Genomic DNA, 15,866 nt, shown 5'->3' with positions numbered 1-15,866 from the left:
CGCACATACAGCCATCCGAAGCGGTTTCCGGCGAAAATCGCGAAGCGCGCGGGGGAGTTCACCGTTAGTCTATCACTTCGAGGTCTTTTTTTGCGGCCTCAACCAGCAAATCCAGCCCCTTTTGGCTAATTGAGGTCTCCGAAGCCTCCACCAGCAGCCGTAATTTCGGCTCTGTGCCCGAATAACGCACCAGCAAACGGCCCTCGTGCCCGAGTTGCGCCTCCAGTTGCTTCATCGTGTCGCACAGGCTCGGACATTCCTCCAGCGGGAGCTTTTTGGCCACGCGGAGGTTTTTCGTCACCTGCGGGAAAAGCTCCACCTCCCGCCGCAGGGCGGAAAGCGGCTTGCCGGTGTCGAGCATGACGGAGATCAGCTTGACCGCGGCCAGCAGGCCGTCGCCCGTCACCGAATAATCGCGCTGGATAATGTGGCCGGAATTTTCCCCGCCCAGGTTGCAGCCGAGAGCGCGCATGCGCAGGAGTACGTTGCGGTCGCCGATACCGACCCTCTCCACCCTGCCCCCGGCGGCGGCCAGGGTCTTGTCGAGGCCGAAGTTGCTCTGCACGGTGGTCACAAGGGTGTTGTGAGCGAGCTTGCCCGAACGCAGCGCGTGCAGGGCGAGAATCCCCAGCAACTCGTCGCCGTCCACCGTCTCGCCTTTTTCGTCGCAGACCACCAGCCGGTCCCCATCGCCATCGTGGGCGATCCCCAGACGGGCGCCTTCGCGACGGACGGTTTCAGCCATCCGGGCGGGGTGCTCGCTGCCGATCCCGGCGTTGATATTCGTGCCGTCGGGGGCGTCACCAATAGCCACGATTTCCGCCCCAAAGTGCTCCAGCACCGGGCGGCTGGTTTCGACGGTGGCACCGTTGGCGGTGTCGAGGACGATTTTCCAGCCCTTGATGCAATGCTGGTGGAGGATCGATTTGAGCGTGTTGGTGTAAACGCCCTGCCCGTCGTAAGGGTAACCGCAGGTGTAGGTTTTAATGGTGTCGGCGTGCTCGCACTGCCGACGGATAAAGCCCTCGATTTCGGCCTCCGCCTCGACCGCGAACTTGAGCCCGCGGTTGTCGAAAAGTTTGATCCCGTTGTCCGAGGCCGGGTTGTGCGAAGCGGTGATGGCGATGCCCAAGTCCGCCTGCAACTCGCGCACGACCTGGGAAACCGCCGGAGTCGGCACCACGCCCAGCAGCATGACATGGACCCCGTTCGTGCAAAGTCCACCGCACAGGCCACTCTCGATCTCCTCCCCCGAGGAGCGGGTGTCACGCCCGATGACAACGGTGATCGGCTTGGTCGGATTGTGCTTTTTCAGAAAATGAGCCAGGGCGAAGCCGCAATGATGGACAAAGACATCGTTGAGCACCGGGCCACCCCAGGCGCCCCGTATGCCGTCCGTCCCGAAGTAGCTCAATTTCAACCCAGATCCTCCTTGAATCGTTCTAACCATTTGCGGAAGCCCCCCCCCATTATTTGTTGTTTTGACTGGTGGACGCCCAGCAGCGGAGAATCCGCCCGCCCGGCGACCCAAAGCGCGGCCCCCGCATTCATCGCCACCGTGTCCACAAGTCCGTTGGTGGCCCGGCCCTCGGCCAGCTCCTCCAGTATCTCGTGGTTGCGGGCGAGGTCTCCGCCCTTGAGGGAGGAGATCGCGCAGGGGGTCAGGTCAAATTTCTCAGGCAGCCACAGCTCATTGAGCCCGGACAGCTCGCCGCCGCCGGCCACGGCGTTGCTGGAGGCGCAGGACATCTCGTCGAGCACGCCCCCCTCGAAGGGCTGGCCGTGGACGACCAGCGCGCGCCGCGTGCCCAGTTGGCGAAAGGCATCGGCCAGCGGCTCGACCCATTCGCGGGAGTAAACCCCCATCACCTGATAGGGCGGGCGCGACGGGTTGATAAGCGGCCCCAGAATGTTGAAAATCGTGCGCTTGCCCTGCGCGCCAAGGGCTTTGCGAACCGGGCCGATGTGGGCAAAGGCCGGGTGGAAGGCCGGGGCATAGAGGAAGGTGAAGTTGTGCCGCTCGAAGAGGCCACGCAGGGCCTCGTTGTCTCCCTCCAGCGGGAAACCCAGGTCAGCGATCAGGTCAGCGCTGCCGCATTTGGATGTGACGGAGCGGTTGCCGTGCTTGACCACTGGCACCCCGAGGCTCGCCACCACCATCGCGCTCATGCTGGAGATATTCGCCGTGCCGGACTTGTCGCCCCCGGTGCCAACGATATCCACCGCATCCTGGGCCATAGGCCCCAGTTCCGGGTCGCGCGCCAGTTCGCGGAAAACACTCGCGAAAGCGGCCACTTCCTGCGCGGTTTCCCCTTTTTCATGCAGAGCAACGACGAACTCCTGGCGTTCGTCCAGCGTACCCGCCCCCTCGGCCAACAGGCCGGCGGCAGTCGTAGCTTGCCCGGCATCGAGGCTTTTGCCCAGCCGGAGCCCATCTGTTAATTCTGCGAGATAGCAGACCCCCATAGTAGCAACTTTTTTCCTATATTATGCGTCAGTGTCCACCCAAAAAAATTTGGTTTGAGTGAATTCCCCCCCCCTGCCATAGCCATTAGCCCATGTCCCGTGTACTGCTGTCGTTTTTATGGGTTACCCTGCTGGCCCCGCTCAACGCCCCGGTTCAAAGCCCGGCTGACGCGGCTGCCGCCCAGAACGCGACGACCGACGCCTCCCCCCTCGTGACCACCGCCGATGAGGCAGTGCCCAGCGCCGCCGCGAGTACTCCCACCGCCACCGGGTTGACCTATATGGACGGGTTGATCCTCGGTATCGTCGAGGGCGTGACCGAATACCTGCCGGTTTCCTCCACCGGGCACCTGATCCTGACAAACCGCTTTCTCGGGCTGGACGTGCCGCTGCCCCTGCTCGACGACGAGGGCCAGCTCATCCCCGGCAAGCGGATCGACCCGGCCACCGGCGAGCCCGCCCCCTTTACCCTCGAAGAAGCCGCCAACGCCTACGCCATCATCATCCAGGGCGGGGCCATCATCGCTGTGGTCATCCTCTACTGGAAACGCCTCTGGAGCATCGTCGAGGGCCTGCTGGGTAAAAATCGCAACGGACTGCTCCTGCTGCGCAACCTGATGGCGGGCTTCCTTCCGGCGGCTTTCCTGGGGCTGTTGCTGGACGATTTTATCGAAAGCGTGCTTTTCGGCGTGTGGCCGGTGGTGATCGCGCTGGTCGGCGGAGCCTTTCTCATGCTCGGTGTGGAACGCTGGCGACGGGCACGGCACGGCTCCAGTGCCCCCGAATCCGGTCCCGACCTGCACGAGTTGAGCATCCGCCAAAGCCTGCTCGTGGGGCTGCTCCAGTGCGTGGCGATGTGGCCCGGCACCAGCCGCTCGATGATGACAATCGTCGGCGGCTACGTCGTGGGGCTGTCCCCGGCGCGGGCCGCTGAATTCAGCTTTTTGCTCGGCCTTATCACGCTCTCCGCGGCCTCCGCCTACAAGGCCCTCAGCCTCGGCCCGCAAATGCTGGCCGCACTGGACCTGGGGCCGGTTCTCTTCGGGATCGTGGTGGCCACTGTCGCCGCCGCCTTCGCGGTCAAGTGGCTCGTCAGCTACCTGACCCGCCACGGCCTCGCGCTCTTTGCCTGGTACCGGCTGGCGCTGGCTGCGGTGGTCGCCGCCACGATTATCTGGGGATAAAAAGGACACGCTCCCGCCCGCACTTACGTGATGCGCCCAGATTACGCGGGCACTTCAGCGGAAGACTGCGGAAGCAACCGGATTCGGCTCAAGCGCCCGGCCTTTGCAGCGCTTCCAGAAAGGCTTTCGGCTGGTCGATGTGCGGATTGTGCCCGCAGTCGGGTACGGTAAGGATGCGGACGTTGGGGAAGTGCTTCAGAATGATAGCGTGGTCCTCCGGACGCACGAAGCGCGAGTACTGCCCGAGGATGAACCGCGACGGCCCCGTGTAAACCTCGTCCTCACGGATCGAGTTGGTGCGCAACAGGTCGAGGTTGCGGTAAAGCACTTCCAGGTTCACGCCCCAGACGAACTTGCCGTCGGCGTCGCGCTTGAGGTTGGTCAGCAAAAACTGCCGCTGCCCGAAATCGGGCACGGTGGCCTTCATGATCGTGTCGGCCTCCTTGCGGGTGGTGAGGGATTTCAGGTCGAGCGCACGCATGCTCTCAAAGTCACCCACGTGGTAGGCCGCGTAGCCCTTCGGGGCGATGTCCACCACGATCAGGCTGCGCACGCGCTGCGGGCGGTTCACCGCCATGTGCATGGCGATCTTCCCCCCCAGGCTGTGGCCCATGAGGTGCGCGCTTTCCAGCCCGAGCCCGAGAAGGGTCTCCTCCACGTCAGCGGCCATTTCCTCGAAGGTGGTGGTGTCGGCGTGGGGTGAGTCGCCGTGGTTGCGCAGATCCAGCGCGAAGACCTCGTAATCCTCGGCCAGGGCGCGGCCAATGGTGATCCAGTTGCGGGAAGACCCCAGCAACCCGTGCAGGATGATGAGCGGCTCGTTGCCCGCTCCGCCGAAATAGCGATGTGCAAGTTTCATGTGCGACTGAAACCGCCAACCCTACCGGGCGCGGGTGTGGAATGTCAATGCGGGCACCGCCCAAAGCCGAACCGGATTCGCCCGCCCACATCGTCAGATTTGTACTCCCCCCGCTGCGCTGGCGTGAAAAGCGTGTTGCACTCCGGGCCTCAAGCGGCAGCATGGGCGCTTTTAACCGGCCGGACAGGCCCCCCACTCACCGACGACGGACCATGCAACGCGAACGCCCCTTCATTCTCTTCGGACTGGACGAAGACCGCACCAGTTGGAAAGGCGTCCTCGCGCTCGTCTTCATTTTTTTCGGGGCCATGCTCTTCGCCGCCGTGGCCAGCCCCCTGCTCTACTTCGCAGTCAAAGCCTGGGCTTCCTCTTCCCCGGACACCATCCCCGGCTGGCTCTCCTCGCGGATGGCACCGGAAGACTTTCCCCGCTACTTCGACCGCGTGCGCTGGCTGCCCGTCGTCCTGCTGCTGCCGTGGCTGTTCCGCTGGACGGGGCTGTTTTCCTTTCGCCGCCTGGGGTACCGCAACCCGGCCCGCGCCCCCCTGCCCCTGCTGCGGTGGTGGCTGGCGGGCATGGCCATGCTCGCCATCGTCGCGCTGATTCAGTGGGTCACGGTCGGGCTGACGTTGAGCGAGCAATTCAGCGCGGGCTACCTGCTGGAAAAGCTCGCCCTCGGGATCGTGGCCGGGCTGGTCGTCGCCCTGCTGGAGGAAATGCTCTTTCGCGGGCTTATCCTGCGGCTCTTTTACACCGCCCTGCGGCCCGGTCCCGCCGTGGCGCTGGCCGCGCTCTTTTTCGCCTACGTACACTTCAAGCATGTCTCCTGGCCGCCGGGGCAGGAAGTCCACTGGTGGAGCGGTTTCGATGTCTGCTGGCGGGTGGCGCTCGGCATCGTGCTGGAGCCCGAATGGCTAAAATTTCTCAACCTCTTCGCCACCGGCGTCTTTTTAAACCTGCTCTTCCTGCGCGGGGGCACGCTCTGGCCCTGCGTCGGCGTGCATGCCGGGTGGGTCTGCTTCCGGGCCGTTTACACGAAGTTCGTCGAAGTCCCCGCCAGCGACCTGAAATGGCTCTGGGGCACGCAGGCCATGGTGGACGGGCTGCTCCCGGTCATCCTGCTGACCGGACTGTGTGCCTGGGCCGTACTCGCCCCACGTAAAAAACTCTCCGCCGACACGCTCTCCGCGTAAAACCGTTCCGCTCCTCCCTGATCTCATGAAACCGATTTTCCGACAACTCTGGGCTCTCACCCGCGAACTCCACGTCCTCGCCTGGCGCACCTTTAAGCGGCGCTGGCCGTGGTTCGTGCTTGGGCTGGTTGTGGTCATGGCGGGCGTGGCCTGGATGCTACCCCACGACAAAGCCTGGCTGGCCGACATCCGCCAGCCCGAGTACATTGCAGACACGCACCCGCCCGAGTTCACACCGGTCAACCTCGCCGCCCGCCAATTGAGCTACTGGGGCGATTTCTTTAAAATCAACGTCATCGTGTTCGTCATCGGGCTGCCGCTGGCGGTGATTTTTAAAAGCGTGCGGTGGCAGCGGATCATGCTGGCTGTGTTCATCGGTGCGCTCTGGGGCGGGATCGCGGTCAACGTCCTGCGCCCGGCCATCGGTCGCCCCCGGCCCAGCGAAAACGTGGCCGACGGCATGTACCTGATGCAGTTCAAGCACGGCTACCACAGCTTCCCCTCCGGGCACACAACCACGGCCTTCGCCAGCGCCACCGTCGTGACCTTCATCTGCCCGCCTGCCGGGCTCATCGCCTACCCGCTGGCCGGGAGCATCTCGTGGTCGCGCATGCAGCTCAACCGCCACCACCCCGCCGACATCCTTGGCGGCATCGGCCTGGGCGTCGCCTTCGGCGTCCTCTTCGGCTCCGCTGTGCGTGGCCGCACGCGACAATAAGGGGGTGCGTGGCCGCACCGGACAATGAGGGGCTTCGCCCCTACGCGGCCAGAAAGGCCGCTACCCCGGAACGGTGCTGCAAGCTATAGCATTCCCCACGGTGATGAAAGGGATGCCACGCGCTCATTCCCTCAGTAAAGGCACAGCGGAGTCTCCGTACGGGCTACTCGCGCCCCCCAGCCGCACAAGGGCTTTAGCGCCGCGTGGTGGCCTACTCTCATAAAACCTCTGTGCGCTCTTTGTCCTCTGTGGTTCATAAAAACAGCTTCACTCCAGCCCGCAAAACACGGCCCTACTCCGTCGCGACGGGAGCTGCTGTCTCCTGCGGGCGGATGATAATCAACTCGACCCACGACATGCGGGCGAAGTTGATCCCTTGCAGGTAAACGGCATCGCCGGGGGCCAGCCCGAGCCGGTCCCAGTCCGCGGTGTAGTCCTTGCCCGCTTCGAGCGGCTGGCCGATGAGGGTCTTGGCAAAGTCCTCCAGCCGCCATTCGCGTGAAAGCCCGACCGTGCCCGTGGGCTGGGCCGCCTCTTCGCGGAAAGCCTCCTCGGTCATGATCTTGTCCACGTCGCCGTAGAACTTCCAATGGTCGCCGCTGTAGAAGACCAGGCTCGGCTCCTGATAAATGACTCCGCGCCACTGCGTGCCCTCGGGGGCTTGCTCAAAGACCTTGACCAGCGCCGGGACCGGGGCCGTCGCCCGCAGGCCGACCGCCATCGCGTGCGTGCCCAGCCAGATGGCGATCAACGCGAAAATCATCTGCCCGTAGCTGGGCTTGCGGAAGCTGAACCCGATCCCCAGCAGCCCCAGCCAGACCACAGCCGCCCCGGCCAGCACAAGGCGCAGCGGAGCCGTCGGGCCCATCCCACCTCCGAAGTCCTGCGAAAAGAGCAGGTATGTCAGCAGCGCCAGCACGAAGAGCCAGAGCCCGTTCACGCACCAGTAGAAAATTTTCTCGCCGCGCCCCGTCCTGAACGCGTTGCGGGCCGGGCTGAATAGCAGCAGGAAAAAGGCCGCGAAACCCGGCATCGTATAATGCGGGAGCTGCGTGGCGTAGAAGGTAAAAATCACAAACGGCGCGATGAGCCAGCTCAGCAGGTAGGCGGCACGCGCGTCCCAGTTGCGGCGGACCTTGACCGCGCCCCACCAGGCGAAGGCCACCCACGGCATCAGGCTGATGAAGGCCGTCAACGGGTAGTAGATGGGCAGCGTGATCCGGTCATTAAACGACTTGAACCCGCGCTCGACCACGTGCTCGCCCATGCCCCGGTCCCAGAACTGCCCGCTGGTCTCAATCAAGGCGGGGACGCCCCAAATACCGATGATGACCAGAAACAGCACTACCCCGGCCACCGGCTGGAGGCGGCTCCACTTCTGCTTGTGGCCGCGCCAAAAGACCCAGCGCCACAGCAGCCAGGCCAGCAGCGGCACAAAAAACACAATCGGCCCCTTGGCCAGAAACCCGAGCCCCATCCCGACCCACAGCAACCAGAACCATTTGGAGAACTTGCGCGGGCGCTCGTCGCTTTCCACGCTCTTGTCAGCCTCATTCTCCGCCACCTCTATTTCGGACGCCGTCCTCCCGGGGTGGGAGCCTTTTGGCTCCGTAGGGGCGGAGCCCCTCGACAAAAGTTCCCAGACGGCCCACTGGATGAGTATGACGGCGAGGACCATGGGCATGTCGGCCACGGCCATGCGCGAGTGGATCATGACCTGGAGGCAGGTCAGCCAGCCCAACCCGGCGAATATCCCCGCGCGGGCATCGTAGAGGCGCGTACCAAAGCCGAAAATCGCCAGCGCGCAAAAGTACCCGGCCAACATCGAGTGCAGGCGCGCCCCGAACTCCGTCGTGCCGAAGACCCAGTAGTTGACGCGCATCCACCAGTAGGTCAGCGGCGGCTTGTCAAAGCGGTACTCGCCGTTGAAGTACGGGATGACCCACTGGTCCGTCTGCATCATCTCGATGGTGGCCTCGGCAAAGCGCGGCTCGTCGCGGTCGATCAGCGGCAGCGTGGCCGAGCCGCCCGTCAGGGTCAGCGCGGCGATGATGAGCAGGATCAACCAGGCCCAGCGTTTCAGGAAGGCTTCGTCGGCGAATTGGCGGATAAACTTTTTCAAGGCTGAAAAACGCGCATGCTCAACCATCACGGCTCAAACTTCCAGCAAAAAGGAAGCCCCGGCGCTTACCCGCGCAGCCTCGCGCAGGCCCTCGGCTGCCACCCTTCCCGCGGGCACTTATCCGGGCGAAAAAATTCCCCCGGCCCTTCCGGACTCAACTATAGGCGCGGATCGCGCTGGACTTCATCAGCAGGTACACGCTTTTACCGGGGCGCAGGCCGAGTTCCCGGACCGCGTCGGGGGTGATTTCGACCGCGAGCGGTTCGAGCGAACCACCCTCCAGCCGGGCCAGCGCGATGTGACGGTCCCCCAGCGGGCGAATGTCCGTGAGGACCGCGGGCAGGATGTTGCGGGCCGAAAGCCCTTCGAAACGCGCGGTGGCGATCAGGATGTCGCTGGCCGGAAAGCCCAGCATCAGGCGCTCGCCAGGCTCCACCTCCACCGGCAGGACGTTGACCTCCGGGCCGGAGCCGTCCTCGCCGAGCCGGACGCTCGTCTTGTGCCCGCCGTGCGCCGTCACCACCGAGGGCAGGACGTTCTCGAAGCCCTGCGAAGCGGCCATCGGGTAAATGTCCTCGCGAGTAAAAAGCCGGGCAGGCGGCTCGCAGGCGATGATCCGCCCCCGTCGCAGCGCGATGACCTCCGAGCACAGGGCCTGAAGCTCGAAGGGGTCGTGCGAAACAATCAGCATGGGGATGCGGAAGCGGTCGCGCACTTTTAGCAAAAAGGGCAACACCCGGCGGCGCAGGGTGATGTCGAGCGAGGCCAGCGGCTCGTCCAGCAAGAGCAGGCGCGGCCCCGAGCAGAGCGCCCGCCCGAGGGCCACACGCTGGCACTCCCCGCCCGAAAGCGTGGCCACTGTGCGCCCCAGCAGCGGCTCCAGGTGGAGGGTTTCGGTCACGTCGCGAAAGGTCGCCTCCGGGTCGTGGCGACTGCGGATCGCCCTCGCCTGCCCGGCCAGCAGGTTTTTTTCCACGCTCAGGTGCGGAAAAAGCAGATGGTCCTGCGGCACGTAGCCAATGTCCCGTTGCTGGGGCGGGAGGTTGACCTTACGGGCCGAGTCGAGCCAGTCCGTCCCGCCAAAGCGGATCACGCCCGCCATTCCCGCCATCCGGCGAATCCCCGCCACCGTCTCCAGCAGGGTCGTTTTGCCGCAGCCCGAGGGACCGAAGACCCCGATCACCGGCTGGGCCGAGGCGTATTCCAGATCGAGGACAAACTGGTCCAGCGGAACCTTCAGGCGGATTTCAAGTTGCGTGTCCATCGAGCTATCTTCCCGCCAGGCGGCTGCTCCTGAAACCCGGCATGACGGTGAGCCGCTCGGTCACATAGACCAGGACGAACCCAAGCCCGAGCGCGGTGACGAGCAGGATGTTGGCCCGGTGGTCGTTACCTGACTGCTGGGCGCTGTAGATGGCCGAGGCCAGGGTCTGGGTGCGGCCGGGAATATTACCGGCCAGGATGACGGTCGCCCCGAACTCCCCCATCGCGCGGGTGAATGCCAGGATCATGCCCGCGATCAGGCCCCTGGTGGCCAGCGGCAGGGTGACGATGAGAAAGGTCCGCAACGGCCCGCGCCCGAGCGTGAGCGACATGGCTTCAAGCCGGGGGCTCACCGCCTCGAAACTCACCCGCGCCGTCCGCACAAAGAGCGGAAAGGACATCACGCTGTAGGCGAGGATGACGCCTTTCCAGTTCAGGAGAATGTCCAGATCGATCCCGAGTGTGTTCCGGCCCAACGGGCCGTTATCGGCCAACAGGCTCAGCAACAGGTAGCCCACCGCCGTCGGCGGCAGGACCATGGGCAGGCTCACCACCGAGGATATCACCCGCTTGCCGGGGAACTCCCGACGAGCCAGCAGGTAGGCCAGCGGCACCCCGGCCAGCAGCACGAGGACCGATGACAACAGCGCCCACAGTAGCGTGGACCCGATAACCCCGAGGACCGACGTATCCATTACCCTGCGCTATTCACGATAAACCCGGCTTCGCTCAGCAGTTTTTGCGCCTTGGGTGTGAACAGAAAATCGACAAACGCGCGCGCCAATTCGGGGCTAGTGCTGGACGTGAGGGCCGCCACCGGGTAGGCAATCCTCACCGCCTCGGTCGGCACCTGATAAATAATTTTCACCTTGTCGGCCGCAGTCATGGAGTCCGTGCGGTAAACGGTGCCGATGATGTCGGACTTGCTCTCGACCTGAGCCAGCGCCGCGCGCACGTCGGGCGCGGGCGAGAGACGGCTCTCGATCTGGCTCCAGACGGACTTCCCGTCCGCATCCGTGACGCCTTCGAGCCACTTTTTCGTATAACTGCCCGCCGGAACGTGCCCCGGGTCGCCCACGGAAAAGAACTTGAAATCCATCCCCGGCAAATCCAGCGGCCCGCTCATGGTGTAGTCCGAGGAGATATTGGCGATAACGACCAGCGCGTTGTGCAGAAGGAGCTTCCTCGTGCCCTCGGCCACATCGCCGTGCTTCTCCACCTCGTCCATCCAGTGCACGTTCGCGCTGATGAACACATCCGCACGCGGGGCCGACATGATCTGCTGCGCCAGCGACCCCGACCCGGCGAAATTATAGACGAGTTTCGCCCCGTGCCCGGCCTCGAAATTCTTTCCGATCTCCTGTATGACATCGGTCAGGCTTGCCGCCACGTAAACCGTAAGCGTCGGCGAAACCACTTTCGCGGAGTCGGGGGTCTCATTTTTTTTATCACACCCGGCCCAGCCAAGAGCGAAGAGAGCACACAGAAGTACGATTTTTCTCACACCATTCGTCAAGCACTCGAAGTGCCAATAGCATTAAAATGTTTTTCTTTTGAACTCCACGATTAAGCCCTTTAGAGCGTTTCAAATAAAGTCGTAGCCGTCACAAAATGGCCGAATGGCTAAATGATTAAATGGTTAATTGTTATTTCCTACGTTCGGAATCCAACAATTAACAATCAGCCATTTAGCTATTAAAAGTTTGTGGCTACAGTAATTTTTGAAACGCTCTAGGAAACCCTATAAGCGAAGCTGAAGCACCGCCCACCCAATTCTTCAGAATTTTCGACGCCATCCGTTAACCCGACTAATCGTGCGTAAGGAGTCTTGCCCGTGCGCCTGATTTGTGATTTGGATAATGAGCTTGAGAAAATGAATGAGGGTGCAGGGATTGAGAGTACGCAGAAAAAAAGTTTGAGCTGGAAAGGACTGGAGCTTTTTCCCATCGGAAAGGTTCTGCGCCAGTACAACTTGCGTAAGGCGAAACAGGATGCGCGCGCGGCGATGAACGTCGCCCTGCTCGACATCCCGCAAAGCATGGCCTACGCGCTGATCGCGGGCCTTCCCGTCCAGACGGGGATTTTTTGCGCCTCGCTTTCGACTATCACGGGACCGGTGCTGGCCAGCTCTCGCTTTATCATGCTCGGGCCGAGCAACGCCACCGCCGTCATGCTCCTGTCCGTCTTTCTCTCGCTGGGCTACTCGCCGGGACAGGCGCTGATCGCCCTGCCGCTGCTGCTGCTGCTCGTGGCGATATTCATGACCGTGGGCGCGTTCTGCAAAGTCGCCGGCATCACCCAGTATATTTCAAAGGCCGTCATTTGCGGGTACATCACCGCGGCGGCCTTTCTTATTATCATCAACCAGCTAAAAACCGTCTGCGGGCTCCATGTGCCCCGGGCGGCGACCTTCGTCGAGTCGCTGGGTAACTTTTCCGCCGGACTGGGAAAGACGGACACCGACGCGCTCATCGTCTCGGGGATCACGCTCGTTTCCTATCTGCTCCTGAAGCGCTTCGCCAAGGGCCTGCCGACCATCGCTCTGTCGCTGGTGGTGACAGCGGTGGTGGTGTACGTTCTGCGGCCCTACGGGCTGGAACCCGAAATGCTCTCCGGTATCAACGCCAGTTCCTGGCCCCTGACGCTCCCCACTTTTCAGTGGAAGGAGTTCACGGAGATCGCGGGCGGGGCGCTGGCCGTGGCCTTCCTCGCCATGCTGGAAAGCTCGTCCATCGCCAAGAGCCTGGCCGCGCAGGCAGGTGACCGCATCGACCTGAACCAGCAAATGCTCTCGATGGGCGCGGCTACCTTTGCCAGCTCGCTCGGCGGGGGCATGGCCGTCAGCGGCTCGCTCACGCGCTCGATGCTGAACTTCCGCAGCAAGCCCGCCACCCGCATGTCGAGCGTCTTCAGTGGCACGATCCTGATTGTGGCGCTGTTCCTGTTCGGCGACAAGATCGCGTACCTGCCGCGGGCCGCGCTGGCCACGCTCGTCATCCTGGTCGGTATTTCGCTCATCAACCCGGAGCAGATCCGGCTCATGCTCAAGACCACCCGCAACGACGCCACCGTGTTCTTGGTCACCTTTGTCGGCGGGCTCATCCTGCCACTGGACACCGCGATTTACCTGGGCGCGGCTATTTCCATCGGGCTGTTTGTGCGCCAGGCCGCCCGCCCGGAACTGCGGGAAATCTCCTTTGACGAGCAGGGCAACCTCCTCGAACGCGCCCCCGAAGTACAGAAGCACCGCCGTCCTGAAATCGCCATCGTCCACGTCGAAGGCGACCTGTTTTTCGCTTCCAGCGATGTGTTCCTGGACCAGATGCGCCACCTGGCCGAACACCCTGACCTGCGCATCATTATCCTGCGCATGCGCAACGCCCGGCACCTCGACGCCACCGCCGCCAGCACCATGATGGAGCTGACGCGCTTCGCCCGCAGCAAGGGCAGCGACCTGATCGTCTCCGGCGTCCATCCCGAGCTGGAAACCGTCATGCGCCAGTCGGGCCTGCTCGACCTGATCGGGGAAAAGAACTTCTTCCGCTACTCACCGGAGAATCCGACCATCTCCACTCGCGACGCCCTCAAGCGTGCCCGCGAAATCACCGGTGTGGACTCGGCCGACATCACCATCTACACCGCCGACAAGGGCAAGGACCACGCCTGAGCGCTGGCCCGGCGTACTTGCCGCTCTTGCGAAGGAACGACGCTCCGCCTTAAAAGTTTTTTTAAACTAATATAAGCCGAGTCACACGCCCTGAAAGCTGAGCACGATCCGGCGCGCATGCGAAGCGTCCCGGTGTTCCCAGAGGAAAACGCCCTGCCAGGTGCCCAGGCAGAGTCGCCCGTTGACAAAGGGGATGACTTCGGCGGTGCGGGTCAGGGCCATTTTGATGTGGCTGGTCATATCGTCCGGCCCCTCCAGTGTGTGTGTATAGTCGGGGTCGTCGGTCGGGACGAGCTTGTGCATGAAGGTGTGCAGGTCGTGCCGGGCCGAGGGGTCGGCATTTTCCATGATGACCAGACTGCAACTGGTATGCTGGCAGAAAACCGTGACCGTGCCCTCACTCAATCCGCTGGAACCGAGCGCCAGCGCGATCTCGTCCGTGAACTCATACGTCCCCTGCCCGCGCGTACGCACGGTGAGCAATTTGGTGCAGACTGCCATGCAGACAGCAAGGTCGGAGCAGGGCACGTGGTCAAGCCCGCGCCTCGCTTGTGCCCGGAAATAAAAAGACGGCAGGATACCCTGCCGTCCGCATGTAAAAACTATCTCCCGGAAAACCGGGCATACGCGCCCTCTTTCCGTGGCGGGTTGGCGTCAGCCCCGGTTCCGGCGCCGACGGATGATAAACGCCAGGCCGAGAGTCAGGACGGCGAGGATCTGCGCATAGGTGGCCGGTTCGGGGACATTGAGCAGGCCCAGTTCCCAGGTAATCTCGGAGCCGTCTTCCAGATTGAAGTCCGGGCTGAAGTTGGCCCAACGGTCGTTAAAGGGCGAAAGATAGCCCTCCATATCGGTCAACTCCGCCAGCGTCGCCCAATACGGATCGTAGAACTCATCGCCTTCGGGCCAGGCCGCGCCAAAGAGCTTGGTCATGGCGTCTTCGCGGAGCAATTCATTGAACCAGTACATGGTCGAATAACGCACGGCGGCGTTGAGCTCATCTGTGTGATAGGACTCGTTGTACATGTCGCTGCCGAGCAGACCGGTCGCGATACTCGCGCTGAGCGAGGCGATCATGGTGGCCACAATATCGTGGTGGGTACCGCCTTCGGCGAAGTCTCCGGTGGCGATGATAATGGGCCCCGAGGCGAAGTCACCGTTCACGAGCGAAGCGCCCGAGTAGAGGGTTCCATCGGTCCACTGCCCGTTGACATAGGAGCCGTCCCCCTCCTCGGAGGGAACTACCGTCCCGTTGGCGACAATGGTAATCGTGCCCGTGGTGGCATCCCCGGCGTCCGGATCCGCCTCCCAGTCATTGGCGGCGCTGGGCTCGGTATTGACCCGGATATTGTTGATCTCGATGCTGCCGTCCTCCTTGACCTGCATGAAACCGGAATAGCCGTTGTTACCCGAATAATCGATGTACCAGCCCTGCTTGTCCCCGGAGGCGGTGCTGGTGGTAGGCTCATTGTCGCGCAGGTGTTGCAGGTAGTTCTCCATGCTGGGAGCGTAGGTGTACATGCTGCGCAACTCCTTGGTTTCCCCGCCCACCTGGGTGCTCGCGCCGGGGCCGGAGGTCCAGGTCTTGGAGGAGCCGATCCAGCGGTTGGCAGCGGGATTACCGCTGACGGTCGGCACCAGTGGTCCGTACCCGACTCCGCCTGGGCTGGGATAGTTGGCATTGTTCGGGCCGGTCGGCGTCGTCGGCATACGCGAGGAGAGCAGGGAAATCACGTCCGCAGCCTGCGTGCCGGCCTTGAAACCCGCCGTCTTCGTGCCGTCGGAATTTTTCACCTTCAGCGTGGTGGGAAAGGCGAAGGTATCTTCGTAGGAGACATCAATATTGTCATTGCTGTTGCCGTTGATCGTCCACTCCGCCAAGGCGTAGGGCACATTCTGATCAAAGACGCCGGGACCGTTGGTGCCGGAAAAAGGATTGCTCGCCCCCAGCCCGGCGAAGACCTTGGTCGAAACCGAGCCGACATCCAGCGAGAAGGTGCCGTTTTGCACGTCGCTGAGCTTGATCGAGGTGGCGTTCGAGACGCTGGTGGTCATCCCCGAGGTTGTATCGGTGTAGCTCACCGCACCCCCGGTATTGAGAAAATAGAGCCAAACCTCGCTGTCGTTGTACCCGCCACCGAAGTAATCGGCAGCATTATTAACCGACGGATTGAAGTTGTTGACGATTTTGAGGGTGGCCTGAGCCCAGGCCGAAGAGGTCAAGCCGCTCCCGGCACCCATCAACGCGAGCAGTGCAACCGCACTGCGACACTGGCGTGAAAATGAAAAGCCCGCACATACACCGTATTTGAGTCGCATATTGGTAGAAACAATGAGCGTTTGTCGCTCCGGACGGTCTGTCCGGAACTGTTTGGGACAAATAGCACACAGGCA

13 protein-coding genes are annotated in these 15,866 nt (G+C 62.8%); 4 read left to right on the top strand and 9 right to left on the bottom strand.

What is annotated here, in order from left to right; genetic code table 11:
- Positions 1–64: 64 nt before the first annotated feature.
- Positions 65–1,420, bottom strand: coding sequence for a phosphoglucosamine mutase (gene glmM, locus H5P28_RS02490; protein ID WP_185674117.1), 1,356 nt, complete (start codon positions 1,418–1,420; stop codon positions 65–67).
- Entirely contained in the window at positions 1,417–2,466 is a 1,050-nt protein-coding gene (gene trpD, locus H5P28_RS02485) for an anthranilate phosphoribosyltransferase (protein WP_185674116.1), read from the bottom strand. Before trpD ends, glmM begins: the two co-directional genes overlap by 4 nt.
- 92 nt (positions 2,467–2,558) lie before the next feature.
- Here trpD and H5P28_RS02480 point away from each other — a divergent pair, with 92 nt between their 5' ends.
- Complete coding sequence (locus H5P28_RS02480; protein WP_221773336.1) at positions 2,559–3,650, top strand: undecaprenyl-diphosphate phosphatase; 1,092 nt, start codon at positions 2,559–2,561, stop codon at positions 3,648–3,650.
- 88 nt (positions 3,651–3,738) lie between these two features.
- Here H5P28_RS02480 and H5P28_RS02475 read toward each other — a convergent pair whose 3' ends face one another.
- A complete protein-coding gene (locus H5P28_RS02475; RefSeq protein ID WP_185674115.1) occupies positions 3,739–4,509 on the bottom strand; it encodes an alpha/beta fold hydrolase in 771 nt (256 codons plus the stop codon).
- Positions 4,510–4,721: 212 nt separating this feature from the next.
- On the opposite strand from H5P28_RS02475, the gene H5P28_RS02470 reads away from it, so the two are divergent.
- Both H5P28_RS02470 and H5P28_RS02465 read left to right on the top strand, forming a co-directional pair.
- Positions 4,722–5,702: a CPBP family intramembrane glutamic endopeptidase gene (locus tag H5P28_RS02470; RefSeq protein ID WP_185674114.1), complete on the top strand. Its 981-nt coding sequence runs from the start codon at positions 4,722–4,724 to the stop codon at positions 5,700–5,702.
- Positions 5,703–5,727: 25 nt separating this feature from the next.
- On the top strand, positions 5,728–6,420 hold the full coding sequence (locus H5P28_RS02465) for a phosphatase PAP2 family protein (protein ID WP_185674113.1): 693 nt from the start codon (positions 5,728–5,730) through the stop codon (positions 6,418–6,420).
- A gap of 292 nt (positions 6,421–6,712) precedes the next feature.
- Here H5P28_RS02465 and H5P28_RS02460 read toward each other — a convergent pair whose 3' ends face one another.
- The 4 genes from H5P28_RS02460 to modA form a co-directional block, all read right to left on the bottom strand.
- On the bottom strand, positions 6,713–8,542 hold the full coding sequence (locus H5P28_RS02460) for an ArnT family glycosyltransferase (protein ID WP_185674112.1): 1,830 nt from the start codon (positions 8,540–8,542) through the stop codon (positions 6,713–6,715).
- A 154-nt stretch (positions 8,543–8,696) separates the two neighbouring features.
- Positions 8,697–9,806 carry a molybdenum ABC transporter ATP-binding protein gene (locus H5P28_RS02455; RefSeq protein ID WP_185674111.1) on the bottom strand — a complete coding sequence of 370 codons (1,110 nt, stop codon included), beginning with the start codon at positions 9,804–9,806 and terminating at the stop codon, positions 8,697–8,699.
- 4 nt (positions 9,807–9,810) lie between these two features.
- Complete coding sequence (modB, locus tag H5P28_RS02450) at positions 9,811–10,500, bottom strand: molybdate ABC transporter permease subunit (protein ID WP_185674110.1); 690 nt, start codon at positions 10,498–10,500, stop codon at positions 9,811–9,813.
- Positions 10,500–11,222, bottom strand: a complete 723-nt coding sequence (modA, locus tag H5P28_RS02445; RefSeq protein ID WP_185674109.1) for a molybdate ABC transporter substrate-binding protein — start codon at positions 11,220–11,222, stop codon at positions 10,500–10,502. The genes modB and modA overlap by 1 nt, the downstream gene beginning before the upstream one ends.
- 498 nt (positions 11,223–11,720) lie before the next feature.
- Here modA and H5P28_RS02440 point away from each other — a divergent pair, with 498 nt between their 5' ends.
- Complete coding sequence (locus tag H5P28_RS02440) at positions 11,721–13,472, top strand: SulP family inorganic anion transporter (protein ID WP_246455548.1); 1,752 nt, start codon at positions 11,721–11,723, stop codon at positions 13,470–13,472.
- An 81-nt stretch (positions 13,473–13,553) separates the two neighbouring features.
- On the opposite strand, the gene H5P28_RS02435 is transcribed toward H5P28_RS02440, so the two are convergent.
- Together H5P28_RS02435 and H5P28_RS02430 are read right to left on the bottom strand one after the other, a co-directional pair.
- On the bottom strand, positions 13,554–13,973 hold the full coding sequence (locus H5P28_RS02435; protein ID WP_185674107.1) for a secondary thiamine-phosphate synthase enzyme YjbQ: 420 nt from the start codon (positions 13,971–13,973) through the stop codon (positions 13,554–13,556).
- A gap of 153 nt (positions 13,974–14,126) precedes the next feature.
- Entirely contained in the window at positions 14,127–15,791 is a 1,665-nt protein-coding gene (locus tag H5P28_RS02430; protein WP_185674106.1) for a PEP-CTERM sorting domain-containing protein, read from the bottom strand.
- Positions 15,792–15,866 lie beyond the last annotated feature (75 nt).

The organism is Ruficoccus amylovorans, from assembly GCF_014230085.1.
Classification (GTDB): domain Bacteria; phylum Verrucomicrobiota; class Verrucomicrobiia; order Opitutales; family Cerasicoccaceae; genus Ruficoccus; species Ruficoccus amylovorans.
The sequence above is the reverse complement of the archived record's forward strand: the minus strand, read 5'-3'. Positions and strand labels throughout refer to the sequence as shown.

Coding starts and splice junctions, on each gene's coding strand:
- trpD (WP_185674116.1), bottom strand. CDS start 2,466: ATGGGGGTCTGCTATCTCGCAGAATTAACAGATGGGCTCCGGCTGGGC.
- H5P28_RS02480 (WP_221773336.1), top strand. CDS start 2,559: ATGTCCCGTGTACTGCTGTCGTTTTTATGGGTTACCCTGCTGGCCCCG.
- H5P28_RS02475 (WP_185674115.1), bottom strand. CDS start 4,509: ATGAAACTTGCACATCGCTATTTCGGCGGAGCGGGCAACGAGCCGCTC.
- H5P28_RS02470 (WP_185674114.1), top strand. CDS start 4,722: ATGCAACGCGAACGCCCCTTCATTCTCTTCGGACTGGACGAAGACCGC.
- H5P28_RS02465 (WP_185674113.1), top strand. CDS start 5,728: ATGAAACCGATTTTCCGACAACTCTGGGCTCTCACCCGCGAACTCCAC.
- H5P28_RS02455 (WP_185674111.1), bottom strand. CDS start 9,806: ATGGACACGCAACTTGAAATCCGCCTGAAGGTTCCGCTGGACCAGTTT.
- modB (WP_185674110.1), bottom strand. CDS start 10,500: ATGGATACGTCGGTCCTCGGGGTTATCGGGTCCACGCTACTGTGGGCG.
- H5P28_RS02435 (WP_185674107.1), bottom strand. CDS start 13,973: ATGGCAGTCTGCACCAAATTGCTCACCGTGCGTACGCGCGGGCAGGGG.
- H5P28_RS02430 (WP_185674106.1), bottom strand. CDS start 15,791: ATGCGACTCAAATACGGTGTATGTGCGGGCTTTTCATTTTCACGCCAG.